Raw genomic sequence first — 26,571 nt, forward strand, 5'->3', positions numbered from 1 at the left:
CATCCCGCTCCTGCTGTGCGTTCTCTACCTTCACAATTGTTCATACAGTCTCATACAGCCCGTGTACTGCATACACACGGGTCATAACAACATTTTAACCCATAATCGCGTTTCGTGTGAACATGTCTCGCAAGAGGTGTACGCAATGAACATCGTGGAACGACTCCGGGCAATCGGTCCCGGGGCGATGGTTGCAGCGGCATTCATCGGCCCCGGCACGGTCACGACGGCCAGCGTCACGGGTGCGCGCTTCGGGTACGCGCTCATCTGGACCATCGCGTTTTCGGTCGTCGCGACCATCATCCTCCAGGAGATGAGCGCCCGTCTGGGCCTCGTCACCCGCGAAGGACTGGGCGAGGCGCTGCGAAACCGCTTCGACAATCCTGCGCTCCGCTACGCGAGCATCGCGCTCGTCGTGAGCGCCATCGGCATCGGGACCGCCGCCTACGAGACGGGCAACATTCTCGGCGGTGCAGCGGGCCTCGAAACCGTGACCGGCGTGAGCGCCTCGCTCTGGGGACCGTTGATGGGCCTCATCGCGGGGGCGCTGCTGTGGACGGGTAAGTACAAACTCATCGAACGGGCGCTCATCGCGCTCGTGGCCATCATGGGCGTCTCGTTCCTCATCGACGCCATCCTCATCGGCCCGGACCTCGGCGCAATTGTGACCGGGTTCGTCCCGACCGTCCCCGAGGGCTCTGCATTCCTCATCACGGGCCTCGTCGGCACCACCGTCGTCGGCTACAACCTTTTCCTGCACGCGAGCAGCGTCCAGGAACGCTGGGGCGGCCCCGAGGACCTCGCGGCGTGTCGCACGGACACCATTGCCTCGATCGTCGTCGGTGGATTCATCACGCTCTCGATTCTCGTTTCCGCGGCCGCCGTCTTCCCTGTCGGGACGGAAATCTCGGACGTCGGGACGATGGCCGAGCAACTCGAACCCGTCGCAGGCACCTACGCGAAGGTGTTCTTCAGCATCGGCCTGTTCGCCGCCGGGTTCACCAGCGCGACGACCGCGCCGCTCGCGGGTGCCTACGCGACGGCCGGTGCTCTCGGCTGGGAACGCGACCTCACCTCGCGAAAGTTCCGCGCTGTGTGGATGACCATCCTCGCGACTGGTATCGTCTTCTCTGCCATCGGGCTCAGCCCCGTCAGAGCCATCCTGTTCGCACAGGTCGCAAACGGGATTCTCCTCCCGATCATCGCACTCTTCCTCATCCTGATAATGAATGATCGCTCCAAACTCCAATCCTACGTCAATTCGACTGCACAGAACGTCCTCGGCGGACTTGTCACGCTCATCGTCATCTGGCTCGGCGTCCGCAGTCTCCTCTCGCTCGCGGGGGTATTCTGAATGAACACGGGGGGCAACCAGCCGCCAGAAACGACCGTCGGCGTGGACGTCGGCGGCACGTTCACGGACGTGGTCCTGCTTCGCGGCAACGACCTCATCACTGCGAAGGTGCCGAGTACCGCAGACCAGAGCGTCGGCGTGATGAACGGCATCGAGAAAGCCTGTGAAAAGGCGGGCATCGCACCCGGCGACATCGACGACTTCGCCCACGCCATGACCGTCTCGGTCAACGCGCTGCTGGAAGAAGACGGCGCGAAGACGGCGCTCGTCACTACTGAGGGCTTCCGCGACGTCCTCGAAATCGGCCGCCAGGACCGGCCATCTCTGTACGACATCAACGCCGACAAGCCAGCGCCGCTCGTCCCACGCCGCCGTCGATTCACGGTCGGCGAACGCGCAACGACCGAGGGCGTCACCCAGTCGGTAGACGCTGCTTCGGTCCGCGAGGTGGCCGCCTCGATTCGAAACTCGGGCGTGGAGGCCGTCGCGGTCTGCCTGCTCCACGCCTACGCACACCCCGAAAACGAGTCGGCCGTCGCGGAGATTCTCGAAGGCGAACTCGACGTTCCCGTCTCCGTCTCCCACGAGGTGCTCGCAGAGTTCCGCGAGTACGAACGCACCTCGACGACCGTCGCAGACGCATACGTCACCCCGGCCATCGACGCCTATATCGGCCGGTTGGTCGAAAGAGCCGCGGACGCCGGCGTGCCCGAACCGCACGTCATGCAGGCAAACGGTGGCATCACCGACGCCACGACGGTCCGCAATCACGCGGTTCGGACGTGTATGTCCGGGCCGGCCGCCGGCGTGGTTGGCGCTCGGGCGAGCGTTAACGACGTCGCCGCAGACCGCGGTCTCGAAGGCCTCGTCACCTTCGACATGGGTGGCACGTCCTCGGACGTGAGTCTCGTCCGCGACGGTGCGGTGGAGCAGACCACCAACGCCAAAATCAACGGTCGCCCCATCAAGACGCCGATGGTCGACGTGACCACGGTCGGTGCCGGTGGCGGCAGCAAGGGCTGGGTTGACCCGGGGGGTGCGCTCCGCATCGGCCCCGAGTCGGCCGGCGCGAACCCCGGCCCGGTCTGCTACGGACGCGGCGGCACCGACCCGACGGTCACCGACGCGAACGTCGTCCTCGGCTACATCGGGTCGAGCACCAGTCTCGGCGGCGAACTGTCCATCGACGTGGACGCCGCCCGCGACTCGCTCGCAGAACTCGCAGACGAGGCTGGCCTCGACGGCCCGCTCGCGGCCGCACAGGGGATGTACCGCGTCGCCAACGCGACGATGACTCGCGCCATCCGCGCGGTCACGCTCGAACGTGGCTACGACCCACGGAACTTCGGCCTCGTCGCCTTCGGCGGTGCCGGACCGATGCACGCCGCCGCTCTCGCAGACCGCCTCGACATCGGCACGGTGGTCGCCCCACGCGCCTGTGGCGTGCTCTCTGCGTTCGGCCTGCTCGCCGCAGATGAGAAACACGACGTGGTGCGGACGAACCGCCGACCGCTCGACGCAATCGACGTAGACGAGATGGAGGCCACCTACGCCGACCTCGAAGCGTCGGTGCGCGACGAGTGCAGCGACCCGGACGCGGCCGTCGTCACCCGCCGGGCAGACCTCCGGTACGCAGGGCAAAGTTTCGAACTCACCGTCCCCGTCGATACGCCGTTCGACCCCGAGGCCGCCGCCAAGCGATTCCACGCGGCCCACGAAACGGCCTACGGCTACCGGATGGACGAGGCGGTCGACCTCGTGAACGTCCGTGCCGAAGCAGTCGTCGAACGCGCAGACCCAGCAGTCACCTACGACGCACCCGGCGACGCCGTCGTCGACGAGCGCGAGGCACACTTCGCGGACGGAGCCTACACGACCACCATCTACGACCGGATACGCCTGCCGCCGGGCGAGACGGTCACCGGCCCAGCAGTCGTTGAACAGGACGAGAGTACCGTCGTCGTGCCGCCACGATGGGAGGCGACGGTGCGCGTCGATGGAACCCTCGTCCTCACGGAGGTGGCCCAATGACGAACAACGCCGTCCCTTCGAACGATGGTGCTGACATCGACGCCGTGACGCTCGAAATCCTCCGCAACCAGCTCGAAAGCGTCGCAGAGGAGATGGGTCAGGTGCTCATCACGGGGTCGTACTCCCCGAACATCAAGGAGCGCCAGGACTGCTCGACCGCGCTCTTCGACGCCAAAGGCCGAATGATTGCGCAGGCAGAGCACATCCCGGTCCACCTCGGCGCGATGCCCGAAGCCGTCGACGCCGTGCTGGAACGCGACCCCCAGCCTGGCGACGTGTTCATCCTCAACGACCCGTTCGACGGCGGGACGCACCTGCCGGACGTGACGCTCGTCTCGCCGCTCGCGCCCCGCGGTGAAGTCGTCGGATACGCTGTCTCACGCGCCCACCACGCCGACGTGGGTGGGATGACGCCGGGCAGCATGCCTGCCGGCGCGCGCGAAGTGTACCAAGAAGGGCTCAGACTTCCCCCAACCCGACTCGTGTCAGGCGGCGAGGTCAACGAGGACGTGATGGGGCTCATCCTCGCGAACGTCAGAACGCCGGACGAACGTCGGGCGGACCTCCGTGCGCAGATTGCCGCCAACGACCGCGCCGAGGAGCGCCTCGGCGACCTGCTCACCGAACACGGCGACCTCGTGCTCGGGGCGTTCGACGCCGTTATCGACTACTCGCGCGACCGCATCGCCGCCGAGATTCGCGACCTGCCGGACGGGACGTACGCCGCCCGCGACGTACTCGAAGGTGACGGCGTCCTCGAACACCAGTCGGACGTGGATCCGGAAACGGTCGAAATCCCAATCGAGACGACGGTCACCGTCGACGGCGACGAGATTATCGTCGATTTCGAGGGGACGGCAGCCCAGGTGCCGGGCAATCTGAACGCGCCGCTCGCGGTCGCGAAGTCAGCGGTCTACTTCGTGGTTCGCTGCGTGACCGATCCCGAGATTCCGCCGAATCAGGGCTGTTACGACCCGGTCACGCTCAACGTACCCGACGGCTCGGTGCTGAATCCGAACCTACCGGCGGCCGTCGTCGGCGGGAACGTCGAGACCAGCCAGCGCGTGACCGACGTCGTCCTCGCCGCGTTCGCGGAGGCTGTCCCAGACCGCGTGCCAGCGGGCGGGCAGGGGACGATGAACAACCTCATCATCGGCAGTCGCACGGGGTCGTTCACCTACTACGAGACCATCGGCGGCGGATTCGGTGCCCGCCCGACCAAAGACGGGATGGACGGCGTGCAGGTCGGCATGACCAACACGCTCAACACACCCGTCGAAGCGCTGGAGACGGCCTACCCGCTCCACGTCGAACGCTACGGACTTCGCGCAGGAAGCGGCGGCGACGGCCGGTTCCGCGGGGGACTCGGCCTCGAGCGCTCGGTCACCATTCAAGAAGACGCCACCGTCTCGCTGCTGACCGAGCGTCGGCGCATCCCGCCGAAGGGGCTCGCCGGCGGCAAAGACGGCGCGGTCGGCCGCAACCTCATCGACGGCGAACCCGTCGCCGCGAAGACCTCGGTCGACGTGGACGCCGGAACGACCGTCACCGTTCTCACACCGGGCGGCGGGGGCCACGGGAACCCGGACGACCGGGACCCGGCACTCCGCGAACAGGACCGCCTCGACGAGAAGGCGGACGGAGACGAATGATGAATGACCCCACGACCCACGGCGACCGCCTGAAACTCGGCGTCGTCGTCCCATCCTCGAACACGACGGTCGAACCGGAGTTCGCCTACTGGACGCCCGCGGACGTGTCGGTCCACGCGGCCAGAATGCCGCTCGTTGACGTGACCGTCGAGGGGCTGGATGCGATGGCCGACGACGCCGTCGCCGCAGCCGAGCGACTGGCTGACGCCGAAGTCGACGCCATCGCCTACGCCTGCACGACGGGGAGTCTCGTCCACGGCCACGGCTTCGACGCGGACTTAGAAGCGCGACTCAGCGAGGCCGCAGGCGTGCCTGCCGTTGCGACGGCGCTCTCGGTGCGCCGCGTGCTCGACGCACTCGACGTGTCGCGAATTGCGGTTGCCACGCCGTACATCGCGGAGCTGAACGACCGAGAACGCGACTATCTCGACGAAGCCGGATTCGACGTGCGCCACCTCGACGGCCGGGGAATCGAGCGCAACACCGACATCGGGAGACTCACCCCGGCAGACGCCCGCGAGCAGGCGTCGGCGGCGCTCGAAGTGGCCCCGGACGCAGAGGCGCTGTTCATCTCGTGTACGAACTACGCGACGCTCTCGGTCATCGACGAACTCGGAGCAGGCGGCGTCCCCGTCTTCTCCAGCAATCTCGCGACGCTCTGGGACCTCGCCCGCGTTTCCGGCCTCGCCATCGACGGGTTGCCCGGTGGGCTTCCGGCTCCAGACGCTCGGTAAGCGTCCCCAGGGCTCCCTCCCCTCTCGCCTTCTTCCTACGAAATCGACCCTTTTGGCCGCTGTCCGCGCAACTCCTCGATTGTTTCGTCGTCGATGTACGTCTCCAGTTCCTCCCGCCGCAGATTTCCGAGGAGGTACTGCAACACGTCCGTCGCCGCGGGCGAGTAGAGCGGTCGGTTGTCGTTTCCGCAACGAACGTCCATCGTGCAGGCCGGACAGCCCTCGTCGCGACCGCACGAGCAGTCGGCGATGAGGTCGTAGGCGCGACGCGCGACCGCCTCGAAGTGGTCGTAGATGGCGCGCGAAAAGCCCATCCCGCCCTCGACGCCGTCGTAGATGAACCAGCCGCTCGATTCGGGCGTCCCGGGCAGGCGGTTGGTCGCGAGGCCGCCGAGGTCGGTGGCGTCCACCTTGAGTTCGAGCGGTGCGACGCCAATCATCGCGTGTTCGACGGCGTGAATCCCGCCGAGGTAGCCGTGGAGGCGCGGCGGCAGGTCCGTACACTCGGGATTCTGGTAGTCGCTGTGCTTCGAGAGCATGGCGAGTTCGAGTTCGTCGGGGACTTCGACCCAGCACAGTTGGGTGCGCATTTCGAGCGGTGGAAGTCCCGTCTCGAGGCCGATGTCGTGGACGTCTCCCGACCCGATGTCGCGTTTCAGGTAGGAGGCGTAGTGGACCGACACCGTGCCGTAGCCCCAGTTGAGCCTGAACGGGCCAATCATCCGGAACTCTTCGACCTCGGTGTCGAAGATGTGGACCTGTCCCTGCGATTCGGTGTAGTAGCCGACGTTCACGGGTTCGAGTTCGACGAACGGCTGGGGTACGTCCTCTCGGAGCGTCGTGACCTGGTACTGGTCGCCCTGGTAGAGGACGGTCGCGCCCTCGTGGTAGTCCCGGTAGGCGCGGTCACGGCCGATTGGCTGGTGGTCGAACGACTCCCGTCTCGGACACCGAACGTCGAAGGCGTTGCCGCCCGAGGCGTAGAGGCTCACCGCGTCCTGCGGGCGGTCGCGGTGGGCGTACATGACCCCGCCGTCGAGCGTGCCTTCGAGCGACCCGGTTCGTCGGCCGTACTCGACGGCGCGTTCGAGTCGCGACTCCCCACCAAAGCGGTCGGCGTCTACCCACGTCAGTGGCAACTCCTGGGCGGCGCAGTTGACGTGCTGAAGGTAAACCGGATTGTTTTCCAAATCGACGACGGCGCTCTCGTGGTCTTCCTCCAGCACGTACTCGGGGTGGTGGAGGATGTACTGGTCGAGCGTCGAGTGGTTGGGGACGAACACCGAGAGCGCCTCGCGCTCGTCGCGTCCGGAGCGGCCGATTCGCTGCCAGAACGACTGACGAGAGCCGGGATAGCCCATGAGCACCGTCCCGTCGACGCCGCCGATGTTGATGCCCACTTCGAGGGCACTCGTCGTGGCCACGCCGTCGAGCAAGCCCTTTTTCAACTGGTACTCGGTCGCCCGGCGCGACTCCTTGCCGTGGCCGGCGTTGTACGGTTCGAGCGCAGGCAGGTCGTCCGCCAGCGGGTTCGCCTCCCGGAGGAAGTTTTTGCCCCTGTCTACGGCGAGTTCCGTGAGTTTTCGCGAGGGACAGAACAACAGCGACTGGACGCCGCCGGCACAGAGGTGCGCCCAGACTTCGGGGGCTTCGACGGTCGCTGGCCGTTTCGCGAGCGGCGTCCACCCGGAGTCTTCGAGTCCGCTATCCGACTCACTCCCACTCTGTGGTGGGTCCCAGAACACGAGGTCGCGCTCGCCGCGTGGCGACCCGTCTTCTTCTACGACGGTTGCCGGCTGGCCGGTCAGGGCATGGGCGTGGACAGCGGGATTTCCGATGGTCGCCGTCGTGAGGGCGTACTGCGGGTCGCCGCCGTACCAGTCGACGACGCGCTGGAGGCGACGGAGAATCCACGCGACGTGCATCCCGCTCAGGCCGGTCCAGACGTGGGCTTCGTCCACGACGACCAGTTCGCAATTTGCGTGGAAGTCGGCCCACAGGTGGTGACCTTCGAGGTACTGGTTGAGGCCGACGAAGTTCGTGATGACGACGTTCGCCTCCTCGCGGATGCGCCCCTTCTCGCTCGATTTGGTGTCGCCGTCGTAGACGCCGACGGTGATGTCGAGGCCGAGTGTGTCGAAGAGGTCGTTCAGTTCCTTCTCCTGGTCGCGACTGAGCGCCTTCGTCGGGTAGACGATGAGCGCCCGCGTCTCTGGGTTTTCGAGATATCTGCGGGCGATGTGGAGGGCGTAGACGAGCGTCTTCCCCGAGGAGGTACTGGTCGCGACACAGACGTTCGCTCCCCGGTCAAGCGCGGAGAGGGCCGTCGCCTGATGGGTCCACGGGTCGAACGGCAGGCGCGTGGCGAGTTCGGGCGGCAGACACTCGGTGGCCGGGACTGTTTGCGCCTCACGTGCGGGAATATTGAACTTCGCCTTGACCTGCCCCCGGTAGCGATTCGGTGGGTACGTCTCTGCGAGGTCGTCGCCGGAAAGCGCCAGTCCGTCTGTGGTGGTGTCGTCTTCGTGCATCTTAGAAGTCCGTGAGGCCGGTCTGCGTCGTCGAATCGTCGGTTGGTGCGTCTGCGCGTTCTCGGCCGGGTGTCGCCGCGGCGATTGCCTCGTACACGGCGGCGAGTTCGCGCACGTCTGCCTCGCAGTAGGCGCGGGCGGCCTCCCAGTCGAGTTCGCTTGCGAGGTCTGGCGACTGGAGCGCCCGGCCGACTGCACGGGCGAGGGATTTTCCGTCGAGCGACGCGGCCTGTGCGCCCCGTTCGAGGCCGAGCGCGGCGGCCACGGCTTCGAGGCGGTTCGTGCGGCCGGGGAGGACGGCATTGCCCTGCCGAATCGCCCAGTCGTAGAGGTCGTATTCGAACACCGACTCGCGCCAAAACTCGGCGAACTCGGGGGCGTGATGGGCGATGAAGCTGTTCAGGTGCTTGAAGTCGAAATTGTGGCCGTTCCACGTCACGAGTGAGGGGCGGTCGTATTCGGCGGCCAGCCACTCGACGAACTCGCGGGTCGCCTTGCCCGGGTCGTCGTGGGACGGTGCGGTGTCCACGAAGTCCACGTATTCGTCCCGGGCGGGGTCGTACACGCCGACGAGCCAGATGATGGTCGGACTCAAGCCGTCGGTTTCGATGTCCACGAACAGCGGCGAGTACGTCGCTGCGGGAATTGGTTCGTCGGTCTGGCGGACGACGCACCCCTCGGCCAGCGCGCGGGCACTCTGTCGAATCGTCCGGGCGGTCGACTCGCCGATGCCGTGGATGGCCCGCAGGTCCGCTTCGCTGGCCTCCGCAACCGCCTCTCGGGTTTCGTAGCCAGCTTTCTTCAGCCGCAACGCGGTTGTCGACCCAACGTTCGAGAGCGCTTGCAGGCCGAATCGGTCTGCCGGGGCCGAGGTGACCGCAATGTTTCCCACTCCGTCGAACGTGAGACAGGCGAGTTCAGGGTGGCCGGACCGACGAAGCGGCGCGAGTCCGCGGACCGGCAGGCGAACCGCCTCGCCCTCGACGGTCGCCTCCCACACGTGGTCGTAACTCGCCTCGAACGCGCCGGTAAGAAACGTCGTCTGTCCGTCTGTAGACGCCTGAAAGCGGGTGACGTCCGCGAGACCGTCGAGGCTGGCCGCCAACGTGACGGCGTCGATCCGGGGTTCGAGGCCGTCGCAGATGACGTAGTCTGTGTCCCTCGGAATGCTCCCCCGGGTCGCGGCGTCTGCGATGAGGGCCGTCGAATTCACGAACGCGAGGGACACGCCGCTAACTGTCTCGGTGCGGATGCCACGCAGGCCGTCGGCGTGGATGACTGAGCAGTCACTCGCGCGCTTGAGTCGGCTCACGGTGCGCATGTCAGCTCGTTCACGGACGACGTAGACGAGGTCCGGGTCGAAGTGGGCGACGAGGTCACCGAGGGCGTCGCTCGCGAGCTCCGCGACGGCGTCACACCGAACTGCGAGCAGTCGTGCGCCCTGCCCCGTTTGCATACGTCCACTTGCGCGCTTTCGGCCATAAGATTTCGTCCTCGGTGTAACTCGTTCGAACGCCGTTCTCACGCGCGCTGACCGCCATAGCAACGCCAAAACAGCACGGCAACTGCGACTCTGAACTGACTACGGGACAGGAGATTTGTTCGGTTTGTACGTCCAAACTAGTTTGGAGCTGTCGCACCCTTAGAGTTAAGAGGCGATGTAAAGTACTCTTTACTGTAAAGCGAGCTTTACGGAATGCCTGTTTTACATCTGCCAATGACACAAACACAAACTCATCGCTCCCCACTCGCGAAACAACGCCTGTACCGCCGCCTGATGGTCGGATTCGTCATCGCTGGCACCGTCCTCGGCGTTGCCCTCAGAGAACTCCTCAACTACCCGCTGGTCGGCGAAGTGGTGTACTGGGGCGGCATCGTCGCCTTCCTCGCTGTCTGGCGTGGCTCCTCGGTCACGCTCTTCGACGAGCGAGACAAGGCGCTCGAACGACGGGCCAGCCACCTCACGATTACGCTGTTCGCGGTGGTGCTCGTCCTCGGCGCGTCCGCCGCCCGCATTGCCACGTACACCGACCTCTATACGTTTCCCGCCGGCTTCTGGACGGTCCTCTGGGGGTACGTCGCGGTGTTCGTCACCTACGCCGTCGTCTACGGCTGGCTGCGCTACGTGCGATGAAGAACGACGTTCGCAGGCGACGCGAGGCAGCAGGTTTGAGCCAGGCCGACCTCGCGGCCGCCGTCGGCGTCACCCGCCAGACCATCAACGCCATCGAGCGACGTCGATACGACCCCTCGCTCGTACTCGCGTTCAACCTGGCCGCCTACTTCGACTGTGCGGTTGAGGACCTATTCGACCCCGAGTTGGACGGCGAAAAATAGGCTGCTGAGGTGTTTTTCGTTATGCCTGTGCGTGCGCTCCGGCAGTCTGCGTTGCTTGCGCACTGCTGAGTTGGTCGTAAATCGCGCCGAGGAATCCGAGCACGACGAGCGAGAGTGGCGTAGCGAAGATGCTCCCGACGACCGCGCCGACCGTGGGATAGCCCGCCGCTTCGGCGACGAGTGCGACGACGAACGAGAGGACGCCGCTGATGATGGAGAGCGCGACGATTGCGATGAGCAGGACGACGAAGATGCGAAGCCAGTTGCCTCGGGTGAGTTTCCAACTCTTCTTGAGCGCGGCGACGAAGCTCTGGTCTTCGACTGCGATGAGGACGGGCATCAACAGGAACGCGACGTACGCGATGATGCCGGGGACGAGCAGGAATATCGAGGCGATGCCGACGATGATGCTGTAGACGATGCCGCCGACGAGCGTGTTCGCGAGCACCCAGCCGATACGCCGGGAAAACGTTCCCTCCGGAATCGTCGTTCCCTTCCCGCTCACGACGATGCGGATGGTTACGATGCCGAGGTAGCTGAACAGCAGTAAGGCGAGTAGATTGCCCGCGACGAGGAGTGAGACTGGCGCGTCGAACGTCGGGTAACTCTCACGGAACGCAGCACCGAGTTCCCCGCTGAACACCTGGACCATGAGGCTGTTGAACAGGAACTGGTAGACGATGCCCGCGAGGGCGTAAACGCCAGCGATTGCGAGGCCGTACTTCGTCACGACCCGTTTGAGGCCGTTTTCGAGCGTGAAACCAATATCGAGGGACACGATGGTGCATCGCTGTTAGAACAAGTTAACCTTTGTTGAACAGTTGACAAATTTGCCGCAATCGACCTGTTTTACGCGAGACCTCCCTCTTCGTGCGAGGCTCCACAATAAACCTGGAAATTACGACCCGTCCCAAGCGAGTACGGGCGAGTCGCGGATTCTACTGCGAGAATCACTGTCACAAACATACGCGAGTTCACAATAATCCGGTTCAGGGAATGGCTATGCCCCTTCCAGCAGTCGGTCGACATATGCTCCTCGCTGGAACGACCGACGGCGTCTACACACTCACCGAGGTTGCGGGCCCTGCGCCGCCAGTCGCTGAGAAAGTTCTCGACGCATCGGACTTAACTCGCCTCGCGGAATTCGACGCTGTGGAGGGCGTGTTCGCAGCGACCTACGACGGACTGTTCCACTCTGTCGATGGCCGCGAGTGGACGAACCTTTCCCTCCCAGAAGCGCACGTGTGCTCGGTCGCAGTACACCCTGAAGGCGATACAATCAACGCGGGGACGAAGCCAACACGCCTGTTCGAAGCGTCACTCGACGCTTCGCCTCGTCTCGATGACCTGACCTGGAGGGACGTTTCTGCGTTCGACGAACGGCGCGAGCGAAGCGACTGGAGTCTTCCCCGACACGACGACCTCGCAATCGTTCGCAGACTCTGTACGCATCCCGACGTTCCAGACCGCCTCGTTACCGGCGTCGAAGTGGGCGGCATCCACGTGAGCGACGACCGAACTGAATCACTGGAAACGCGCTCAGTGAGTGGCTTCGATGCTCCACACACGGACGATATCCACCACATCGAACTGGAAGACAGCGACACGCTCGTCGCCTCGACGGGCAGTGGCCTGTATCGCACGACAGACCTCGGGCAGACGTGGACGCGATTGGATACGGGCCACAACCAACGCTACTTCCGTGAATCGTTCGCTCACGATGGACGGAATCTCGAACGTGTGCCGTCGCAACGCCCGAAGAGGCTGCCGGCGGCTGGTGTGCAGTTGAGGGCACGATATTCGCATCGACGTACAAAGGTCCGCTCTTTCGACGGGAGACGGATGGTTGGGAGATTGCAGGGACGATTCCCAACCCCGAGGAGGTGCTCAATCGGTATCTTCCATTGATGGGGTTCGAGAACTGACCGTGGCCGTCAGTTGAACTAGTCTTCGTTCTCGTCGAGTTTGACCGTCGGTGTGTTGCTCAGGATGCCGCTCAGGTTCGTGAGCGGCTCGCCCACCTTCAGTCCGTGTTCGGTAATCTTGAACTCCCGGAGCATCCGCTCGAAGTCGCTCGTGCGCTTTTTGAGCACGCCGATGACCTTGCGCATCTCGGCTTGCAGTTCGAGGTGGCGCAGGAAAATGATGTTGTCCGCGAGGTAGCTGATGCCGACTTCCGTTGCGGTAAACTCGCCGGTTACCGTGCCGATCTCCTCGACGAGGATGACGGTGACGCCCATGTTCTTAAGGTAGCGACACAGCGAGTGGAGTTCGCGGACGAGGTCCGTCTCGTCGCCCTGCAACGAGAGTTTGTAGCCGTCGATGCCGTCTATCATCACGATTTGCGTGTCGTACTCTTCGACTTCGCTGCGCACCATGCTCGCAAATTCCCCAGCGGAGTAATCGAGTGCCTCGATTTCGTTGACGTACAGCGAGTCCTGTTCGAGCATCTCGCGGACGGGGATGTTGATTTTCTGACTGCGTTTGAGGAACGTGTCGACCGTTTCCTCGAACATGTAGACCACGGAGCGCTCACCCCGGCCCGCTGCTTCCTTCATGAACTGCGTTCCGGCCGTCGTCTTGCCCGCCCCGGTTGGCCCGCTGATGACGGTAATCGTTCCACGCTCGATGCCGCCGTTTAGCATCTGGTCCATCGCCGGGATACCGGATGGGACCGATTCTGACGGGAACTCGCGTTTATACTGGTTCGGGCGCAGTTTCGGGTACACTTCGATGCCGTCGTCGCGGATGCGCATCGAGTGAGAACCGCTCTGAACGTTCGACCCGCGGAACTTGGGGACGTTTACGTTGCGTCCGGCCTCCCCGGTCTCGATTTCGATGGTGCCGTCGCTCATGAACTGGAGGTCGTCGTCGGGAATCTCGCGGGTGTTCTGTGAGGTGAACACGACAGTTGCGCCCGCCTCGCGGAGGTACTGCATGAACGAGATGACCTGCTGGCGAAACTGGTGTTCGTCGGGGGTGAGGTGGCGCAACCGCGAGATGGGGTCGATGAACACGCGGTCGGGTTCGAGGGCTTCGACGCGACTCGTTACGGCCTCAGTGAGTGATTCTTGTTCGACTTCGCTCGGGGCGAAGATGTCGTACGACTGGTTGCGGGCGAACATCTCCGAATCGGGGCTCAGGTCGAGAAACTCGACGTCGGCTAAATCGACGCCGAGCGTCGCCGCGTTCGTCTTGATGTCCGCCGTTGGCTCCTCTAAGTTCACGTACAGGGCGGTCTCTCCCTGTGCGGTTCCCGCCTTCAGAAAGTGGATGCCGAGAATGGTCTTGCCGGCCCCAGGGTCGCCACGGACCAGGTAGCTACGATTTTTCAGCAAGCCGCCGTTTAGTACCTCGTCGAGTCCGCCGATTCCTGTGGAGATTCGCTCCGGCGTGCGTACACTCATCGCTGGTGATACGCAGAAGTGGCGCAGTGCGATGTGATAGGTGTATCGGTGCCGTGGAAATCGTGGCTCCATTCGGCTCTTTCGACAGGCGTTCTACCGCCCTCCTTCGATGGACACAGTTTGTCACTGACATAATTCAGATACTTACCACAAAGTTATTACCAGAACATGGCGATAGCTGAATGAGGTCATTCAGTGCATCTAGCAGACCGATCCATCCCTACACCGTGTGCTGGTCACCGCACCCTTACACAGTGTACCGCCCTCGATCCGCAAAGGCAGTTTCACGTACCTGTCGACGACCGGAATTGTTAACCGAGTGAAACTTACTGGACGGTCGCGTGCTGTCAGTTCACGTTCGACCACTCACCTGCACCTGGAGCCCCAATGACGACAGATACCCTCGACGACTCGAAGCTCGATGAAGCTTCGAATGTGCTCGTGCTCGCCCCCCTCACCCCAACTGGCAACGGTGCCTTCCGCGAGTTAGTGACGGCAATGAGCACGACTTCGGAGACGAACCTGGCGGCGATAACCTACACCCAACCGCCGGAATCGTGGCTCGAAGATTGGCAAACACACATCGGTTCGCTCCCCGCTTCCCTCTCGTTCATTCACGCGAATGGAGCAGCGGTCACCCACGAACCGGAAACCGTTCCGCCCCACCTCGAAGCCACCTCGATACTGAAGGTCAATCCGCGCGAACCGATGGACATCATCGCGCCGTTGACCAAATGTTTGATACAGTGGCAGACGACCGACCGCCAGTCGGTGGTGTCGGTCCAGACGCTCAGCATCCTCCTCGAATACGTCGATTTCGACACCGCGTTTCGCTATCTCCACGTTTTGACCCACCGAGTGAAACTCTACGCAACCGGATTCTACCAGATGGACCCCGACCTCCACGACGCGAAGACGGTGTACACGCTGAAGACGCTGTTCGACGCCGTCGTAGAACTCGACGCAGACGGCTGGCACGTCACGAAGACGTACACAAGCCAGCCAGAAGACAATTCGACCGCCGAGACCGACGGCCTGCTCAGCGCGATAAGCGGCGTCATCGACCGACTCTCCGCATTCGGTGGGGGCCGTGAGACGCCGGAAACGCCGGCCACGCCACCCGAGCCAACACCGCAAGCCAGCGCCTCCTCCGAGTTCACGAGCGACGCAGACCGTATCTGTGAACTGCTCTCTACGTACGGCGGGCGCATGAAGCAAGCCGATGTCATCTCCGAAACGTCGTGGTCGAAGGCCACCGTGAGTCGAAAACTCTCGAAAATGGAACTCGATGGCATCATCTCCCGCGTTCGCGTGGGCAGAGAGAACGTCGTGTTCCTCGCGGGATACGAACCGGCACCCGTCGAGACGGTGCGGTGAGTGACGAATGCGTTTCGCATCACCGCCGAGAACCGCCCACTCGACTTCCACTTCACCAGCAATTGCTGGCCTGCTGTGTGTACCGACCCAGAACGCCCGCACGACCCAACACCGAACCAGACCCCCGATAGCTGAACATGTCTAAGCAAGCGACAGTACTCATCGTAGACGACGAACGGCCGATTACCGACGCATTCGCTACGTGGCTCGAATCCTCCTACGAGGTCCGGGCCACGTACAGCGGACCGGAGGCACTCGAACACCTCGACGCGGACGTAGACGTCGTGCTCCTCGACCGCCGGATGCCCGATATGTCCGGCGAAGAAGTCCTCTCGGTCATCCACGACCGCGGCCTCGACTGCCGCGTGGTGTTGGTGACCGCCGTCGAACCCGACTTCGACATCCTCGAACTGGGCTTCGACGACTATCTCGAAAAGCCGGTCTCGGACCCGTCTGTCCTCCACGACACCGTCGAATCGTTACTCCGGCGCTCGACCTACGATTCCCAACTTCAGGCGTTCTTCGCTCTCGCCTCGAAGAAAGCGGCACTGGAGACGAAAAAGAGCCGCGCCGAACTCGAAGCAAACCAGGAATATGGGTCGCTCCAGCGAGAGTTGGCCACGCTGCGGGCGGACCTCTCGACGACAACGAGCGCGCTCGACGACCAGGACCTCAGAGCAACCTTCAAGTCTCGCAGTTAGGGTCGCTACAACCTTCTTCACCCGGTACGGCTATGCGTCCCGGGTGTGAGTTTAGACCAAGAGAGAACCGTTCGCTTCTCCCGATTCGTTCGTACCAGTGTCTGAGGCGGTACCACGACGGCGAACGAACCACCAGTCCGTCTGCCGGCCCTGCCCGTCGCCCTCACAACAATGATCGAACACGACACCCTCGAACCGCCTCGCACACGAGCGACCAGCGGTCGAATCCTACTGGTCATCCAGAACGACCGAAACCGCTCGCTGCTCCGCGAGTTGCTCGCCCCCGCCTACGATGTCGCCGTCGCGGCCGGCCGTGACGACCTCGACGGCCCGTTCGACCTCTGTCTACTCGACGACCGCTCGTTTTCGCAACTCCGTGACCTCCTCGCGGCGCGCAAGGAGGCGGACCGTCCCCTGTTTCTCCCGTATCTGCTGGTCACCTCGAACGAATCTACAGACGGCTTCGAGACGGAGACGGGCGTGGACGAAATCGTTACCAAGCCGGTTCGAAAGGCGGTGTTACACGCCCGCGTCGAGGGGTTGCTCGACCGCAGACAGCTTTCGGTCGCGCTGGCTCGACAGAAGGCCCAGAGCGACCAGCGCTTTCGCACACTGTTCGAGACGAATCCGGACCCGGTATACGTCCTCGGTGACGACGGCAGCCTCTTGCTCGCGAACGCCGCGTTTCGTGACTTGCTCGAACAGGAAGCAGACGACCTGCTGGGGCGACCGCTCGCGGATTTCGCGGTATTCTCGCCCAAAACGGCGGCGACGCTCAGCGAACCACGCGACGGGGAGTTGGCGACTATCGAATACACCCCCCAGACAGGGCCGCCTGGGTACGCCGAGGTGAATACGGCGCGAATCTCGCTCGCCGGCGACCGGAGTGAACTCGTCGGTGTCCTGCGAGACGTGACCGAACGGCGTCACAGGAAGCGGGAGTTACAGCGACAAAACGAGCGCCTCGACGAGTTCGCGTCGATTCTCGCCCACGAACTCAGAAACCCGCTCGGTATCGCCCAGATGTATCTCGGAATGGCGCGAGCAGGTGACGGGGCTGCGTTCGAGCAGGTCGAAGACGCCCACTCGCGCATCGAGGAGATGATTAACACGCTGCTCGACCTGGCCAGAAAGGGTGAGACGGTGGGCGACGTCGAACCGCTCTCGCTCGCGGATGTGGTCGAACGCGCCTGGCTCGCGGTGGACACCAGTGGAGCGACGCTCTCTCGCGATGGAGTAGACCGCTCCGTGCGCGCGGACGCAGACCGCCTGCTCGAAGTGTTCGAGAACCTCTTTCGCAACGCCGTCGAACACGGCACAGACGGACAGGCTGCGGCGAATGCGAATTCGTCCCTGACCATCCGCGTCGGCACGACGGCGGCGGGATTCTTCGTCGAAGACGACGGAACGGGTATCCCGGCTGGACAGCGAAAAACCATCTTCGACCGCGGCTACAGCGCTGCAGACGACGGTGTCGGCATCGGATTGACCATCGTCAAACGAATCGTCGAGGCCCACGGCTGGTCGGTCGCTGTCACAGAGAGCGAGGCAGGCGGGGCGCGATTCGAGGTCACGGGCGTTACCTTTCAGTCGTCGAGCGTGGAGTGAGCCAGCCGGCCCCGTCGGAACCGGTCTCCGTGTGATATCTAATTACACCTAAGTTGAACGACAGATGGCGATTTCGGGCTGTTTTACGGTGGGAAAATCACGCGATGCTGGCTGCCGTGACGTAGCGCTCCGACTGACGCCACATTTGTGCTGCTTTGGGCACGAGTCATCTGTCATCACTGACACGTCCGTGGAGGTTCGAAACACGGTTTTCCCCAGCAGAAGTGGTGGACTATTCGAAACGAACGTGTCGTTTGGCGCGAGAACGAGGGTATGGTTGGGTCCATTGGGCTGATTTCTCAACGTTCCGAGCATCAAATGTGGGTGATGGCGTGGAATTTCGCGCTCAAAAGTTGGATGATTGACAACACTGCGCCGTTGGTGTTCGGGCGCTCTCGTCTATGTTGAACTACTGGTATGTTTCGTTTGGACAATTTCACTGGCGTAAGCTTTGTGGAACCACCAACTCTCGGATAACTCTCGGTCTCGATTACTAGATGTATCCCGAAATTGGGAGATAGAGGCATGGAAACGCCTTTGTGTGGGGGTCTGGACTATGGTGGCAGACAGTGATTCAGGAGCATATTACTGTCAGCAAATACGGAATGTATTGATTGCAAATATCTCTCGGGCTGGGGGCTGCTCTCCACATCCGGACGCACGTTCGGAAGACAGACGACCTACGGGTTATCTATGACCACGCGAGACACGATCCACACATCGGACTCGGCACACGAATCGAACGACACGAACACTTCCCTTGGGCGACGGACGTTCCTGGGTGCGGTCGGGGCGACTGCGGCGGGCGCGACGCTTCTCGGCACCGGGACGGCGACGGCTTCGTCGAGCCTCGAGGACAACTACGACCGCGTCGTCGACATGGTCGAGGACGCGGGGGCTGACAACACCGGCGAGGAGTCGATTACCCCGAAAATCGAACAGTACGCGGGTAACGACACGCTGCTCAAATTCCCCGAGGGCCGGTACTTCATGGATTCGCAGTTCCGGTTTACCAACTTCCGGAACTTCGGCATGGTCGGGGACAACGCGACGCTCGTCCCGGCGAACTACCACAACTACGACGGCCCACAGTACCGGATGTTCCGCCTCGGCGTCGATTACGACCCTGGCGTGGACCTCCACATCGAGAACTTCACCGTCGACCTGCGGGCGAACGACACCGGCATTCGGGCGTTTGAAGCACAGGTCAAAGACGGACTGTTCGTTGACAACATCAACATCGTCGGCCAGCACGACAGCGGGACGAAAGGCCCCGGCATGTTCGTCATCACCGACCCGGACGGCCACGGCATGGTCAAGCGGTTCCGGGCGAACGACGGCGGGGCGTTCTCAGAGAACGCGCCCGGCGACATCTGGCGTGGCCCATCCGGGATTTTCACGTCGAAGTACCACAAGGGGACCATCGAGTACAAAAACTGCGAGTTAGACGATTGGCCGGACAACAGTCTCTATTGCCCGTCGAACGGCAGTATCATCGTCAACGGCGGGCGCTACGCCAACGGCGAAGCCGCGAGCATCCGCCTGCGCGGCCACGATTGTCTCGTGACGGGCGCGAAAGTCGTCGTCGACAAACAACGCGAGGAGAACGAAGGCCAGCGTGGCATCCGCCTCGATGGTGGGTCCGACATGCGCGTCACGGAGACGACTATCGAACTCGTGAAGCCGAACGGCCACGCCCTGACGGTGATGGACGACGTGAAGAACGCGAAGATAGACCACGTGAACGTCACCGTCGGCGACGAGGTGAACCACGCCTTCGTCGTCCAGCCCGGAGCTGGCCCGACGACGATTCGACGGTGCGACTTCCACATGGAACGCGGGGGCAACGCCATCCAGATTCGCGGCGACGACGCCGGAAAGGTCGTCTGTGAGCACCTCGACATCACCGGCGACGCCGAGGGCTACATCTGGCCGTCGGCGATTCGCAACTACCGCAACAACGTCGTGTTCCACAACGTCAACTTCCAGCAGCGCGGGGACGAGAACCGCAAGGCGTTCTGGCTCGACGGCGACGACGTTCGCGTCACCGGCGGCGGTCAGTACGCTACTCACTACCCAACCGTAGTGAACGGGAGCAACGTCGTCATCGAAGACATCGAGGCGGAGTCGGTGGACGGCTACGAAGCCATCCGCCTGAACGACGGCAGCAAGAACGTCACCATCCGCAACAGCTACATCAAGCGCGGTGTCGAGGACAACGGATGTGAGAACTTGGAGATGTACGGGAACGAGACCTAATCGGCTCCCGCACGCTGTTTTTTACGTGGACGGTGCATCCGCCAGGTTGCTCTCGACGAGCGTCGCGAAGTCCGTCGCGAACTCGTCGACCGCGTTCCAGTCGGTGTACTCGTAGTCGCGGGCGGTGTCCACGTCCCCAGTCGTCTCACGGGCGATTCGCTTCATCATGAGGCGCTTCAGGAACCCGTATCTGGTGTAGGCGAGCGCCCCGGCGAAACTCGTGATGCGGTCGGGTTGCCATCCCGTCCCGGCGACGAACTCGTCGAGATAGCTCTGCGCTTCGGCCCGCGACTCTGGGTCGGTTCTCGACGAGGCGAGACACACCTGGAAAAAGCCCGTCGGCAGGCCTAAGAGCGTCTCTCTGTTTGACGCCACGAACCGCCGCATCGCCCGCGAGTGTCGCCCGTAGTGGACCGAACTTCCCACGAGCACGCCGTCGACCCCCGTAAACGAGGTGTTCCGTGGCAGCGACGCGACGTTTGACAGCGTCACCTCGTGGCCCGCCGCACGGAGTCGGTTCCCGATGTAGGTTGCAATCTTCTCGGTTTGCCCCTCTTTCGTTCCGTAAATCACCTGAATCGATGCCATTTCTATCCCCACACTAGAATCGACGGGAAGCGAGATAACGACACTTCCTCGGTCTCAGACGGAGAAACTGCCCGCAGAGACGGTTACGTCTGCTTTCGCTTCACCATCACGTGAGCGGTCATCGTCATCAGGACTTCGCCCTCGCCGGTGCGGACCTCGGTGTCAACGTCGACCAGCCCTCGGGAATCAGTTTCCACGGATTTGTCGACCACGGTGGTGTGCGCAGAGAGGGTCTGTCCTGGGCGTGTCGGCCGCCGCCATCGAATGTTGTCCACGCCGGGTGACCCGAGCGCCACCCACTCTGAGAAGAGCGAATCGACCGTCATCCGCATCCAGATGGCGGTGGTGTGCCAGCCACTCGCGATGAGTCCGCCGAACATCGACGCTTCTGCCGCCTGCTCGTCGACGTGAAACGGCTGGGGGTCGTACTTCTCCGCGAACTCCGTGATTTCCGCTGCTGTGACCGAATAATCGCCGTACTCCATGCTGTCACCGACCTCAATATCTTCGAATTGACATCCTCCCGCGCCTGAAGACGCGGGAATCCCACGGCACCGCACCGCTGGGTTGGGATATTAAGGTTCGCGGTTCACGACCTGTTCTCGTGGGGCGAAAACGCCCTCACTACGGTCGAACAGGTGAACCGCAGGCTGTGCCAACCAGCCGTTATCCCTATCACCGCCATCCGTGGCGAGACTCGGGAGTACCTTTTGCCGAATGTTCTCCGCACCGTTCACGTCAGCGTTCGCAACCGTCTCGCACTTCTCGCACACGTACAGGCCACGTTCAACTCGCTGGTTGTCATCGGTGTGACCGCACGCCGAACACGACTTCGACGTATCGCGTTCCGACACCACCTCAACGTCGATGCCCTCGGCTTCCGCCTTGTAGTCGAGTAGCGTCGTGAAGCGGTCGAACGCCCACCCGTGTAAGTCGAGATTACCGTGGTCACCCCAATTCCGAGGTTCGGCATTTTCATCGTCTTCTCGGATACCGCCGAGGTCGCCAACAACGAGTTTACCGACACCCCGTTCGATGCACTCCTCTACGATTGCTTTCGAGAGGGCGTGCAAGAAGTGCGTCCGGCGGCCCGTTCGCTTCCGGTCAAGACGAGTGGCTTCACGGGACGAGGAATCGTCGCACTCAGCTTTCTTCTTCGTGAAGTAGTATTCGTCCTCTTTGAGTGCGCCACCCGGATACAACAACGACTCACCGCCGAACGAGACGGCGGCGAAGTTGCAAATCCCAAGGTCAATACCGGCCACTTCGTCACCCGGCGGTTCCGGGTCGATGACGGTTCGACAGACGAACTGAAGCCGCCACTCGTCGCGCTTGTAGACGGCGCGAACCTGTTGAATGTCCCACTCGGTCAGGTCAAGGTCCGGGCGCGTCTCATACTCGCACAGAATGAAGTCTGAACGGTGTTCTTTCAGGTTGCGGCCTTTCGAGAGGCGAACGCGGGTGAACTGTGCGTCGTGTTTGAAGCCAGCCGCTTTGAACGACACAGTTGAACGCGGGTGGGAGTCGCCGGTTTTTCGGTAGCCGGGCGGTCGGGCACGGTTGTCGCCGTTTCGACGCTTGCCGAACCAGCCGTTGAACGCTTCAGCGAGTTCTTCGAGAACGCGCTGACTGGATTGCGAATGCAAGTCCGTGTAGCGTTCGTGGCGTTTGAGTTCGGCTTTGAGTTCCCCGTCATCGGGAATCTCGCCCGTTTCATCCCACTGTTCTTGCGTGTAGTAGCGACCGACGTTCCAGAGTTTTGAGGCGGCCCATCCGAGTTGGTCGAGGTCGTCACGAACCTGTTGCTGGTTCGGTATCGTTGCCTCGAAGGTTCGGATGGTTCGACCCATTTTCTGGCTTCATAACCGGTTATGGACGCCGTTTTCTCAATAGTATTGATTGGCGTGGAATATCCAGCCGTGTCATCGACGGTGGAATATGGAGGAATTGTCGGATTCATCCTGGCCCTAAAGGGTCAGGTATTCTCCTCGATTCTGTATAATCTCGCGGTCGTTTCGCTACTCGCACATTACCCGGCGTCACCTGCGACCGTAGACGGCGTGTCTGCGGTTCGGGTGGTGTCTTCGACCTGCAATTTTTCGTCGATGGTCACCGCCAGCGTCTCATCGTCGAGCAAGATACGAACCGTGACGCGAAGTGGGTCTGTGGTGACGATGGTCGCGTACTCGCGGCTCGACGCCGGAACGCACCACGGGAGCGTCCAGAGTGGTTCTGCAAACAGGTCTCGGCCGTGGTCGCGGAAGAACTCGACGACGGCTGGTTCGAACAGCAGCGTCTCGCCCATCGTCAGGTAGTACCAGACGTCACAGTGTTCGCACTCGTAGACGACGCCGGGGCCGTGGATGGCGTCCATTGTTTCTGGAATCTTCACGTGCAGGATGTCCGCTGGCAGCGGGTCGGTAGGGCCGAGAACGGTTCGCCGATTCGTCCCGGTACAGCCCGGACAGACGCCGCTCATCGAGAGAAAATAGCTCGCTCGAATTCGTCGGTCGCTCGCCGCGAGCACCTCCGCCGGTGTTCGCCCGACGAGGCCACCTGGCGAGAACACGGACAGGTAGTGAAGCAAGTTGCAATCCACACAGTTCACGAGGGCGAGTTCCTCCTCGTAGCGCGCCGAGAGTCCGCCGCCGCAGGCGACGCACGTTCCGTCGACGGGGAAGGGCGGAATCGTCGGGTTGTCGGTGAACGACCCTGCGGTGATGGCGCGGACGACCTGTGCGCCGGCCTGATTGATGTGAAAGCCCTCTGCGGTGCGCTCGGCGAAGTTCGGGACGAGTTTGCCGAGGTGATAGTTGAACTGTGACCCGTCGCGCATTCCCACGCGCTTTCTGAGTTCGGTGAAGGTGAGCGGGCGGTTTTTCGCCGCGAGCAACTCCTGGAGGATGGCGAGGCGCGTCTCGTTACCGATGATTTTGAACGCCTCAGTCGGGTCGAGGTGCTCGCCCTCTCTGCGATTCCCTACGTGTCTCTGTCCTTTCGCACCCCTCCCCTCTCCTGACATCTACGTACTATGACGCCGAGTCGCGGCAAAACCTTGCGTCCTCACTGCCCTGACAGTCAGGTTCCGGAGAGCGAAGCGCCACCCGTTGGCGACTGGTTGAACAATCGCGAAAACTATCACGAATTTTCGCCAATCGCCCAATTGTTCACTCTTTTTCCTCCCAAACCCTGATATTTGCCACCGTCGGGGCACCTAAGTATGTTATGTGTGAACAACGTTCGAGATGGGTGCGCTACACGCCAGAGACGTCGAACAGGACGTTCGCGAACTCGGTGCCCTGCTCGGCAACGTGCTCGCAGCACAGGCTTCCGAAGCAGCCTTCGAAACCGTCGAATCGGTCCGCAAACAGTCGATTTCCTACCGCCGCGGCGACGCGGAGACGCGAACGGCTCTCACGGAGACGCTCACAGACCTCCCGGCCGCCCGTGCGGGAGAGGTAGTGCGGGCGTTCACCACCTACTTCGAACTTGTGAACCTCGCAGAGGAGCGCGAACGCGCCCGCGCCGTCCGCGAAGCCGAACAGGACGGGACGCCAGCCGACTCGCTCGCGGCGGCCGTCGAGTCGCTCGTCGCCGCGGACGTAGACAGCGAAACGGTCCAGCGCCTGCTCGACGATACGCTGATTCAACCCACCTTTACCGCCCACCCGACCGAGGCGCGCAGGAAGACGGTGAAGGCGAAACTGCGCTCGGTCGCCGGCGACCTGAAGACACTTGACGAACAGCGACTCACCGACGCCGAACGCGAGCGCGTCGAACGGTCGATTCGTGCAGAGGTCACGAGCCTCTGGCAGACGCCGCAGGTGCGCGACCGTCGCCCGGAGGTCGCAGACGAGGCACGAAACGTCCAGTGGTACCTCGAAAACGTCCTCTTTGACGTGGTCGGCGACGTGTACGACCAGCTGGACGCCGCGCTCGCAGCCCACTACCCTGACGTCACCGTCCCGAAACTGTTCGAATTCCGGTCGTGGGCGGGGTCGGACCGCGACGGCAACCCTTACGTCACCCCCGAGGTGACCGCTGAAACGCTCTCACGCCAGCGGTCGGTCGTCCTCGCGCGCTACCGTGGCGAACTGAAGCAGATCTCCGGCGTCCTCAGCCAGGACGCCGGGATGATGGGCGTCGGCGACGCCGTCTACCGGCGCATCGACACGCACGCGGCGGCCCTGCCGTACGTCGCCGAGGCGGCGAAGGAACGCTACCCCGACGAACCCTACCGGCAGTTGCTCAAACTCATGCGCGAGCGCATCGTCCGGGTGGACGACGTGCGACCCGGTGGGTACGTGGACGCCCGCGCACTCAGACGCGACCTCGAAGTGCTGGCTGCGGACCTGCGTGAAAACGGTGCAGAGAGCGTCGCCGCTGCCCACGTCGACCCGCTCGTCCGGCAGGTCACCACCTTCGGATTCACGCTCGCGAGCCTCGACTTGCGCGACCACCAGGAGAATCACACGCAGGCAGTCACCGAGGCGCTCGCCCGTGAGGGACTCGACTACGAATCGCTCGACGAGGACGAGCGCGTGGACCTGCTCACAGAGGCCATCCTCCAAGACGAACCACTCATCGACGTGGACGCGACCGATGACCTCTCTGAAACCGCAGAAAAGGTACTTACCCTGTTCGCGAACACTGCCGAGTGGCAGCGCCAATACGGCGAGGACGCCATCGACACCTATTGCATCAGCATGTGCGAGGAGCCGAGCCACGCCCTCGAAGTGCTGTTCCTCGCAGACCAGGCGGGAGTCGCGGACCTGCCCGGCCACTGTGGACTCGACGTGGTTCCACTGCTCGAAACCGAGTACGCCCTCTCCGGAGCGCGACGCATCATGGGGACGCTGTTCGAAAACGAAGCCTACGCCGCTGCCCTCGAGGCCAGAGGCGCGTCGAGTGGAGCCACCGAGTCCCCAGCCCAGGACTCGACCCGCGGCGTCCAGGAAATCATGCTCGGCTACTCAGATTCGAACAAGGAAAACGGCTATCTCGCCGCCTGGTGGTCGCTCTACCGCAACCAGAAACGCCTCGCCCGAATCTGCGACGATTACGACATCGAGATGCGCCTGTTCCACGGTCGCGGAGGGTCAATCTCCCGTGGGGGCGGCCCGATGAACGACGCGCTGCTCGCGTTGCCTCCCAAGACGGTGACCGGCCAGGTGAAGTTCACCGAACAGGGTGAGTCCATCGCCGAAAAGTACGCGAACCCGGAAATCGCTCGGCGAAACGTCGAACAGATGTTGAACGCCCAGTTACGCGCCCGCCATCGGGCGCTCGAATACGACGCGGAGACGGTTCCAGATGGCTGGCACGAGACGATGGAGACGGCAGCAGACGTCGCCCGCGACGCCTACCGCTCGCTGCTCGCGACCGACGGCTTCGTCCAGTATCTCGAACAGGCGACCCCCATCACCGTCATCGAGGAGTTGAACCTCGGGTCGCGGCCCGCTTCCCGGTCGGGCGAACGCACGGTCGAAGACCTGCGGGCGATTCCGTGGGTGTTCTCGTGGACGCAGACGCGGTGTATCCTCCCGGGCTGGTACTCGCTGGCCGCGGGACTGAACGCCGCCCTCGAAACAACCGACATTGAGACGTTCCAGGAGATGTACGACTCGTGGCCGTTCTTCCGGACGATGCTCGACAACGCCGCGCTCGCTCTCGCCCGGACCGACATGGACATCGCCCGTGAGTACGCCGCACTCGCAGACGACGACCTGCAGGAACGGGTGTTCGGCCCAATCGTCGGGGAGTACGAGGCGACCGTCGAACTGGTGCTTCGGATTACGGGCCGCGACTCGCTCGTCGACCGCGAGTGGCTCGTAGAGAACTTAGACCGTCGGAATCCTTACGTGGACCCGCTCAACCTCATCCAGTCTGACCTGCTCGGGCGCGAGGACCTCTCGGCCGCGGAACGACGCACGCTCAGACTCACGGTGAAAGGCATCGCTGCGGGGATGAAGAACACGGGGTAAGTTCTCAC

The 26,571-nt window shown here is 63.0% G+C and carries 20 protein-coding genes; 12 read left to right on the forward strand and 8 right to left on the reverse strand.

The window, feature by feature from the left end; genetic code table 11:
* Positions 1–145: 145 nt before the first annotated feature.
* Genes P1M51_RS18110 through P1M51_RS18125 form a run of 4 tightly spaced genes read left to right on the forward strand, consistent with a single transcriptional unit; the run spans position 146 to position 5,771 of the window.
* Complete coding sequence (locus P1M51_RS18110; RefSeq protein ID WP_276248717.1) at positions 146–1,354, forward strand: Nramp family divalent metal transporter; 1,209 nt, start codon at positions 146–148, stop codon at positions 1,352–1,354.
* Entirely contained in the window at positions 1,355–3,385 is a 2,031-nt protein-coding gene (locus tag P1M51_RS18115; protein ID WP_276275023.1) for a hydantoinase/oxoprolinase family protein, read from the forward strand. It begins immediately after the preceding gene.
* Positions 3,382–5,037 carry a hydantoinase B/oxoprolinase family protein gene (locus tag P1M51_RS18120; protein WP_276275024.1) on the forward strand — a complete coding sequence of 552 codons (1,656 nt, stop codon included), beginning with the start codon at positions 3,382–3,384 and terminating at the stop codon, positions 5,035–5,037. Before P1M51_RS18115 ends, P1M51_RS18120 begins: the two co-directional genes overlap by 4 nt.
* The gene (locus P1M51_RS18125; RefSeq protein WP_276275214.1) at positions 5,037–5,771 is read left to right on the forward strand and encodes an aspartate/glutamate racemase family protein; all 735 of its coding nucleotides are present in this window, start codon (positions 5,037–5,039) and stop codon (positions 5,769–5,771) included. Before P1M51_RS18120 ends, P1M51_RS18125 begins: the two co-directional genes overlap by 1 nt.
* Positions 5,772–5,806: 35 nt before the next feature.
* Here P1M51_RS18125 and P1M51_RS18130 read toward each other — a convergent pair whose 3' ends face one another.
* Complete coding sequence (locus P1M51_RS18130) at positions 5,807–8,302, reverse strand: DEAD/DEAH box helicase (protein WP_276275025.1); 2,496 nt, start codon at positions 8,300–8,302, stop codon at positions 5,807–5,809.
* 1 nt (position 8,303) lies between these two features.
* Positions 8,304–9,758 (reverse strand): ribonuclease H-like domain-containing protein, encoded by a 1,455-nt coding sequence (locus P1M51_RS18135; RefSeq protein WP_276248713.1) that lies wholly within the window; start codon positions 9,756–9,758, stop codon positions 8,304–8,306.
* 261 nt (positions 9,759–10,019) lie between these two features.
* Between P1M51_RS18135 and P1M51_RS18140 the strand changes: the two genes are divergently transcribed.
* Entirely contained in the window at positions 10,020–10,436 is a 417-nt protein-coding gene (locus tag P1M51_RS18140; RefSeq protein WP_276248712.1) for a DUF2178 domain-containing protein, read from the forward strand.
* Entirely contained in the window at positions 10,433–10,639 is a 207-nt protein-coding gene (locus P1M51_RS18145; protein ID WP_276275026.1) for a helix-turn-helix transcriptional regulator, read from the forward strand. Before P1M51_RS18140 ends, P1M51_RS18145 begins: the two co-directional genes overlap by 4 nt.
* Positions 10,640–10,658: 19 nt before the next feature.
* Here the strand turns inward: P1M51_RS18145 and P1M51_RS18150 are convergent, their stop codons facing one another.
* Positions 10,659–11,417: a hypothetical protein gene (locus P1M51_RS18150; RefSeq protein ID WP_276248710.1), complete on the reverse strand. Its 759-nt coding sequence runs from the start codon at positions 11,415–11,417 to the stop codon at positions 10,659–10,661.
* Positions 11,418–11,668: 251 nt separating this feature from the next.
* On the opposite strand from P1M51_RS18150, the gene P1M51_RS18155 reads away from it, so the two are divergent.
* Positions 11,669–12,547 carry a WD40 repeat domain-containing protein gene (locus P1M51_RS18155; RefSeq protein ID WP_276275027.1) on the forward strand — a complete coding sequence of 293 codons (879 nt, stop codon included), beginning with the start codon at positions 11,669–11,671 and terminating at the stop codon, positions 12,545–12,547.
* A 35-nt stretch (positions 12,548–12,582) separates the two neighbouring features.
* Here P1M51_RS18155 and P1M51_RS18160 read toward each other — a convergent pair whose 3' ends face one another.
* Positions 12,583–14,046 carry an ATPase domain-containing protein gene (locus tag P1M51_RS18160; protein WP_276248708.1) on the reverse strand — a complete coding sequence of 488 codons (1,464 nt, stop codon included), beginning with the start codon at positions 14,044–14,046 and terminating at the stop codon, positions 12,583–12,585.
* Between the two features lie 387 nt (positions 14,047–14,433).
* On the opposite strand from P1M51_RS18160, the gene P1M51_RS18165 reads away from it, so the two are divergent.
* The 4 genes from P1M51_RS18165 to P1M51_RS18180 all read left to right on the forward strand — a co-directional run bounded on the left by P1M51_RS18165 (position 14,434) and on the right by P1M51_RS18180 (position 19,991).
* On the forward strand, positions 14,434–15,423 hold the full coding sequence (locus tag P1M51_RS18165) for a MarR family transcriptional regulator (RefSeq protein WP_276275028.1): 990 nt from the start codon (positions 14,434–14,436) through the stop codon (positions 15,421–15,423).
* 137 nt (positions 15,424–15,560) lie between these two features.
* Entirely contained in the window at positions 15,561–16,124 is a 564-nt protein-coding gene (locus tag P1M51_RS18170; RefSeq protein ID WP_276248706.1) for a HalX domain-containing protein, read from the forward strand.
* Positions 16,125–16,295: 171 nt separating this feature from the next.
* On the forward strand, positions 16,296–17,732 hold the full coding sequence (locus P1M51_RS18175) for an ATP-binding protein (RefSeq protein ID WP_276275030.1): 1,437 nt from the start codon (positions 16,296–16,298) through the stop codon (positions 17,730–17,732).
* A gap of 693 nt (positions 17,733–18,425) precedes the next feature.
* Positions 18,426–19,991, forward strand: coding sequence for a hypothetical protein (locus P1M51_RS18180; protein ID WP_276275031.1), 1,566 nt, complete (start codon positions 18,426–18,428; stop codon positions 19,989–19,991).
* A 21-nt stretch (positions 19,992–20,012) separates the two neighbouring features.
* On the opposite strand, the gene hemG is transcribed toward P1M51_RS18180, so the two are convergent.
* The 4 genes from hemG to P1M51_RS18200 all read right to left on the reverse strand — a co-directional run bounded on the left by hemG (position 20,013) and on the right by P1M51_RS18200 (position 23,601).
* Entirely contained in the window at positions 20,013–20,579 is a 567-nt protein-coding gene (gene hemG, locus P1M51_RS18185) for a menaquinone-dependent protoporphyrinogen IX dehydrogenase (RefSeq protein WP_276275032.1), read from the reverse strand.
* 83 nt (positions 20,580–20,662) lie between these two features.
* Entirely contained in the window at positions 20,663–21,064 is a 402-nt protein-coding gene (locus P1M51_RS18190) for a MaoC family dehydratase (RefSeq protein ID WP_276248702.1), read from the reverse strand.
* Between the two features lie 90 nt (positions 21,065–21,154).
* The gene (locus P1M51_RS18195) at positions 21,155–22,429 is read right to left on the reverse strand and encodes a transposase (RefSeq protein ID WP_276275033.1); all 1,275 of its coding nucleotides are present in this window, start codon (positions 22,427–22,429) and stop codon (positions 21,155–21,157) included.
* Between the two features lie 179 nt (positions 22,430–22,608).
* Positions 22,609–23,601, reverse strand: coding sequence for a helix-turn-helix domain-containing protein (locus P1M51_RS18200; protein WP_276275034.1), 993 nt, complete (start codon positions 23,599–23,601; stop codon positions 22,609–22,611).
* Positions 23,602–23,824: 223 nt separating this feature from the next.
* Here P1M51_RS18200 and ppc point away from each other — a divergent pair, with 223 nt between their 5' ends.
* Positions 23,825–26,563: a phosphoenolpyruvate carboxylase gene (gene ppc, locus P1M51_RS18205; RefSeq protein ID WP_276275035.1), complete on the forward strand. Its 2,739-nt coding sequence runs from the start codon at positions 23,825–23,827 to the stop codon at positions 26,561–26,563.
* Positions 26,564–26,571: the final 8 nt, after the last annotated feature.

It is taken from the genome of Haladaptatus sp. QDMS2 (assembly GCF_029338295.1).
In the GTDB taxonomy this organism is placed as follows: domain Archaea; phylum Halobacteriota; class Halobacteria; order Halobacteriales; family Halococcaceae; genus QDMS2.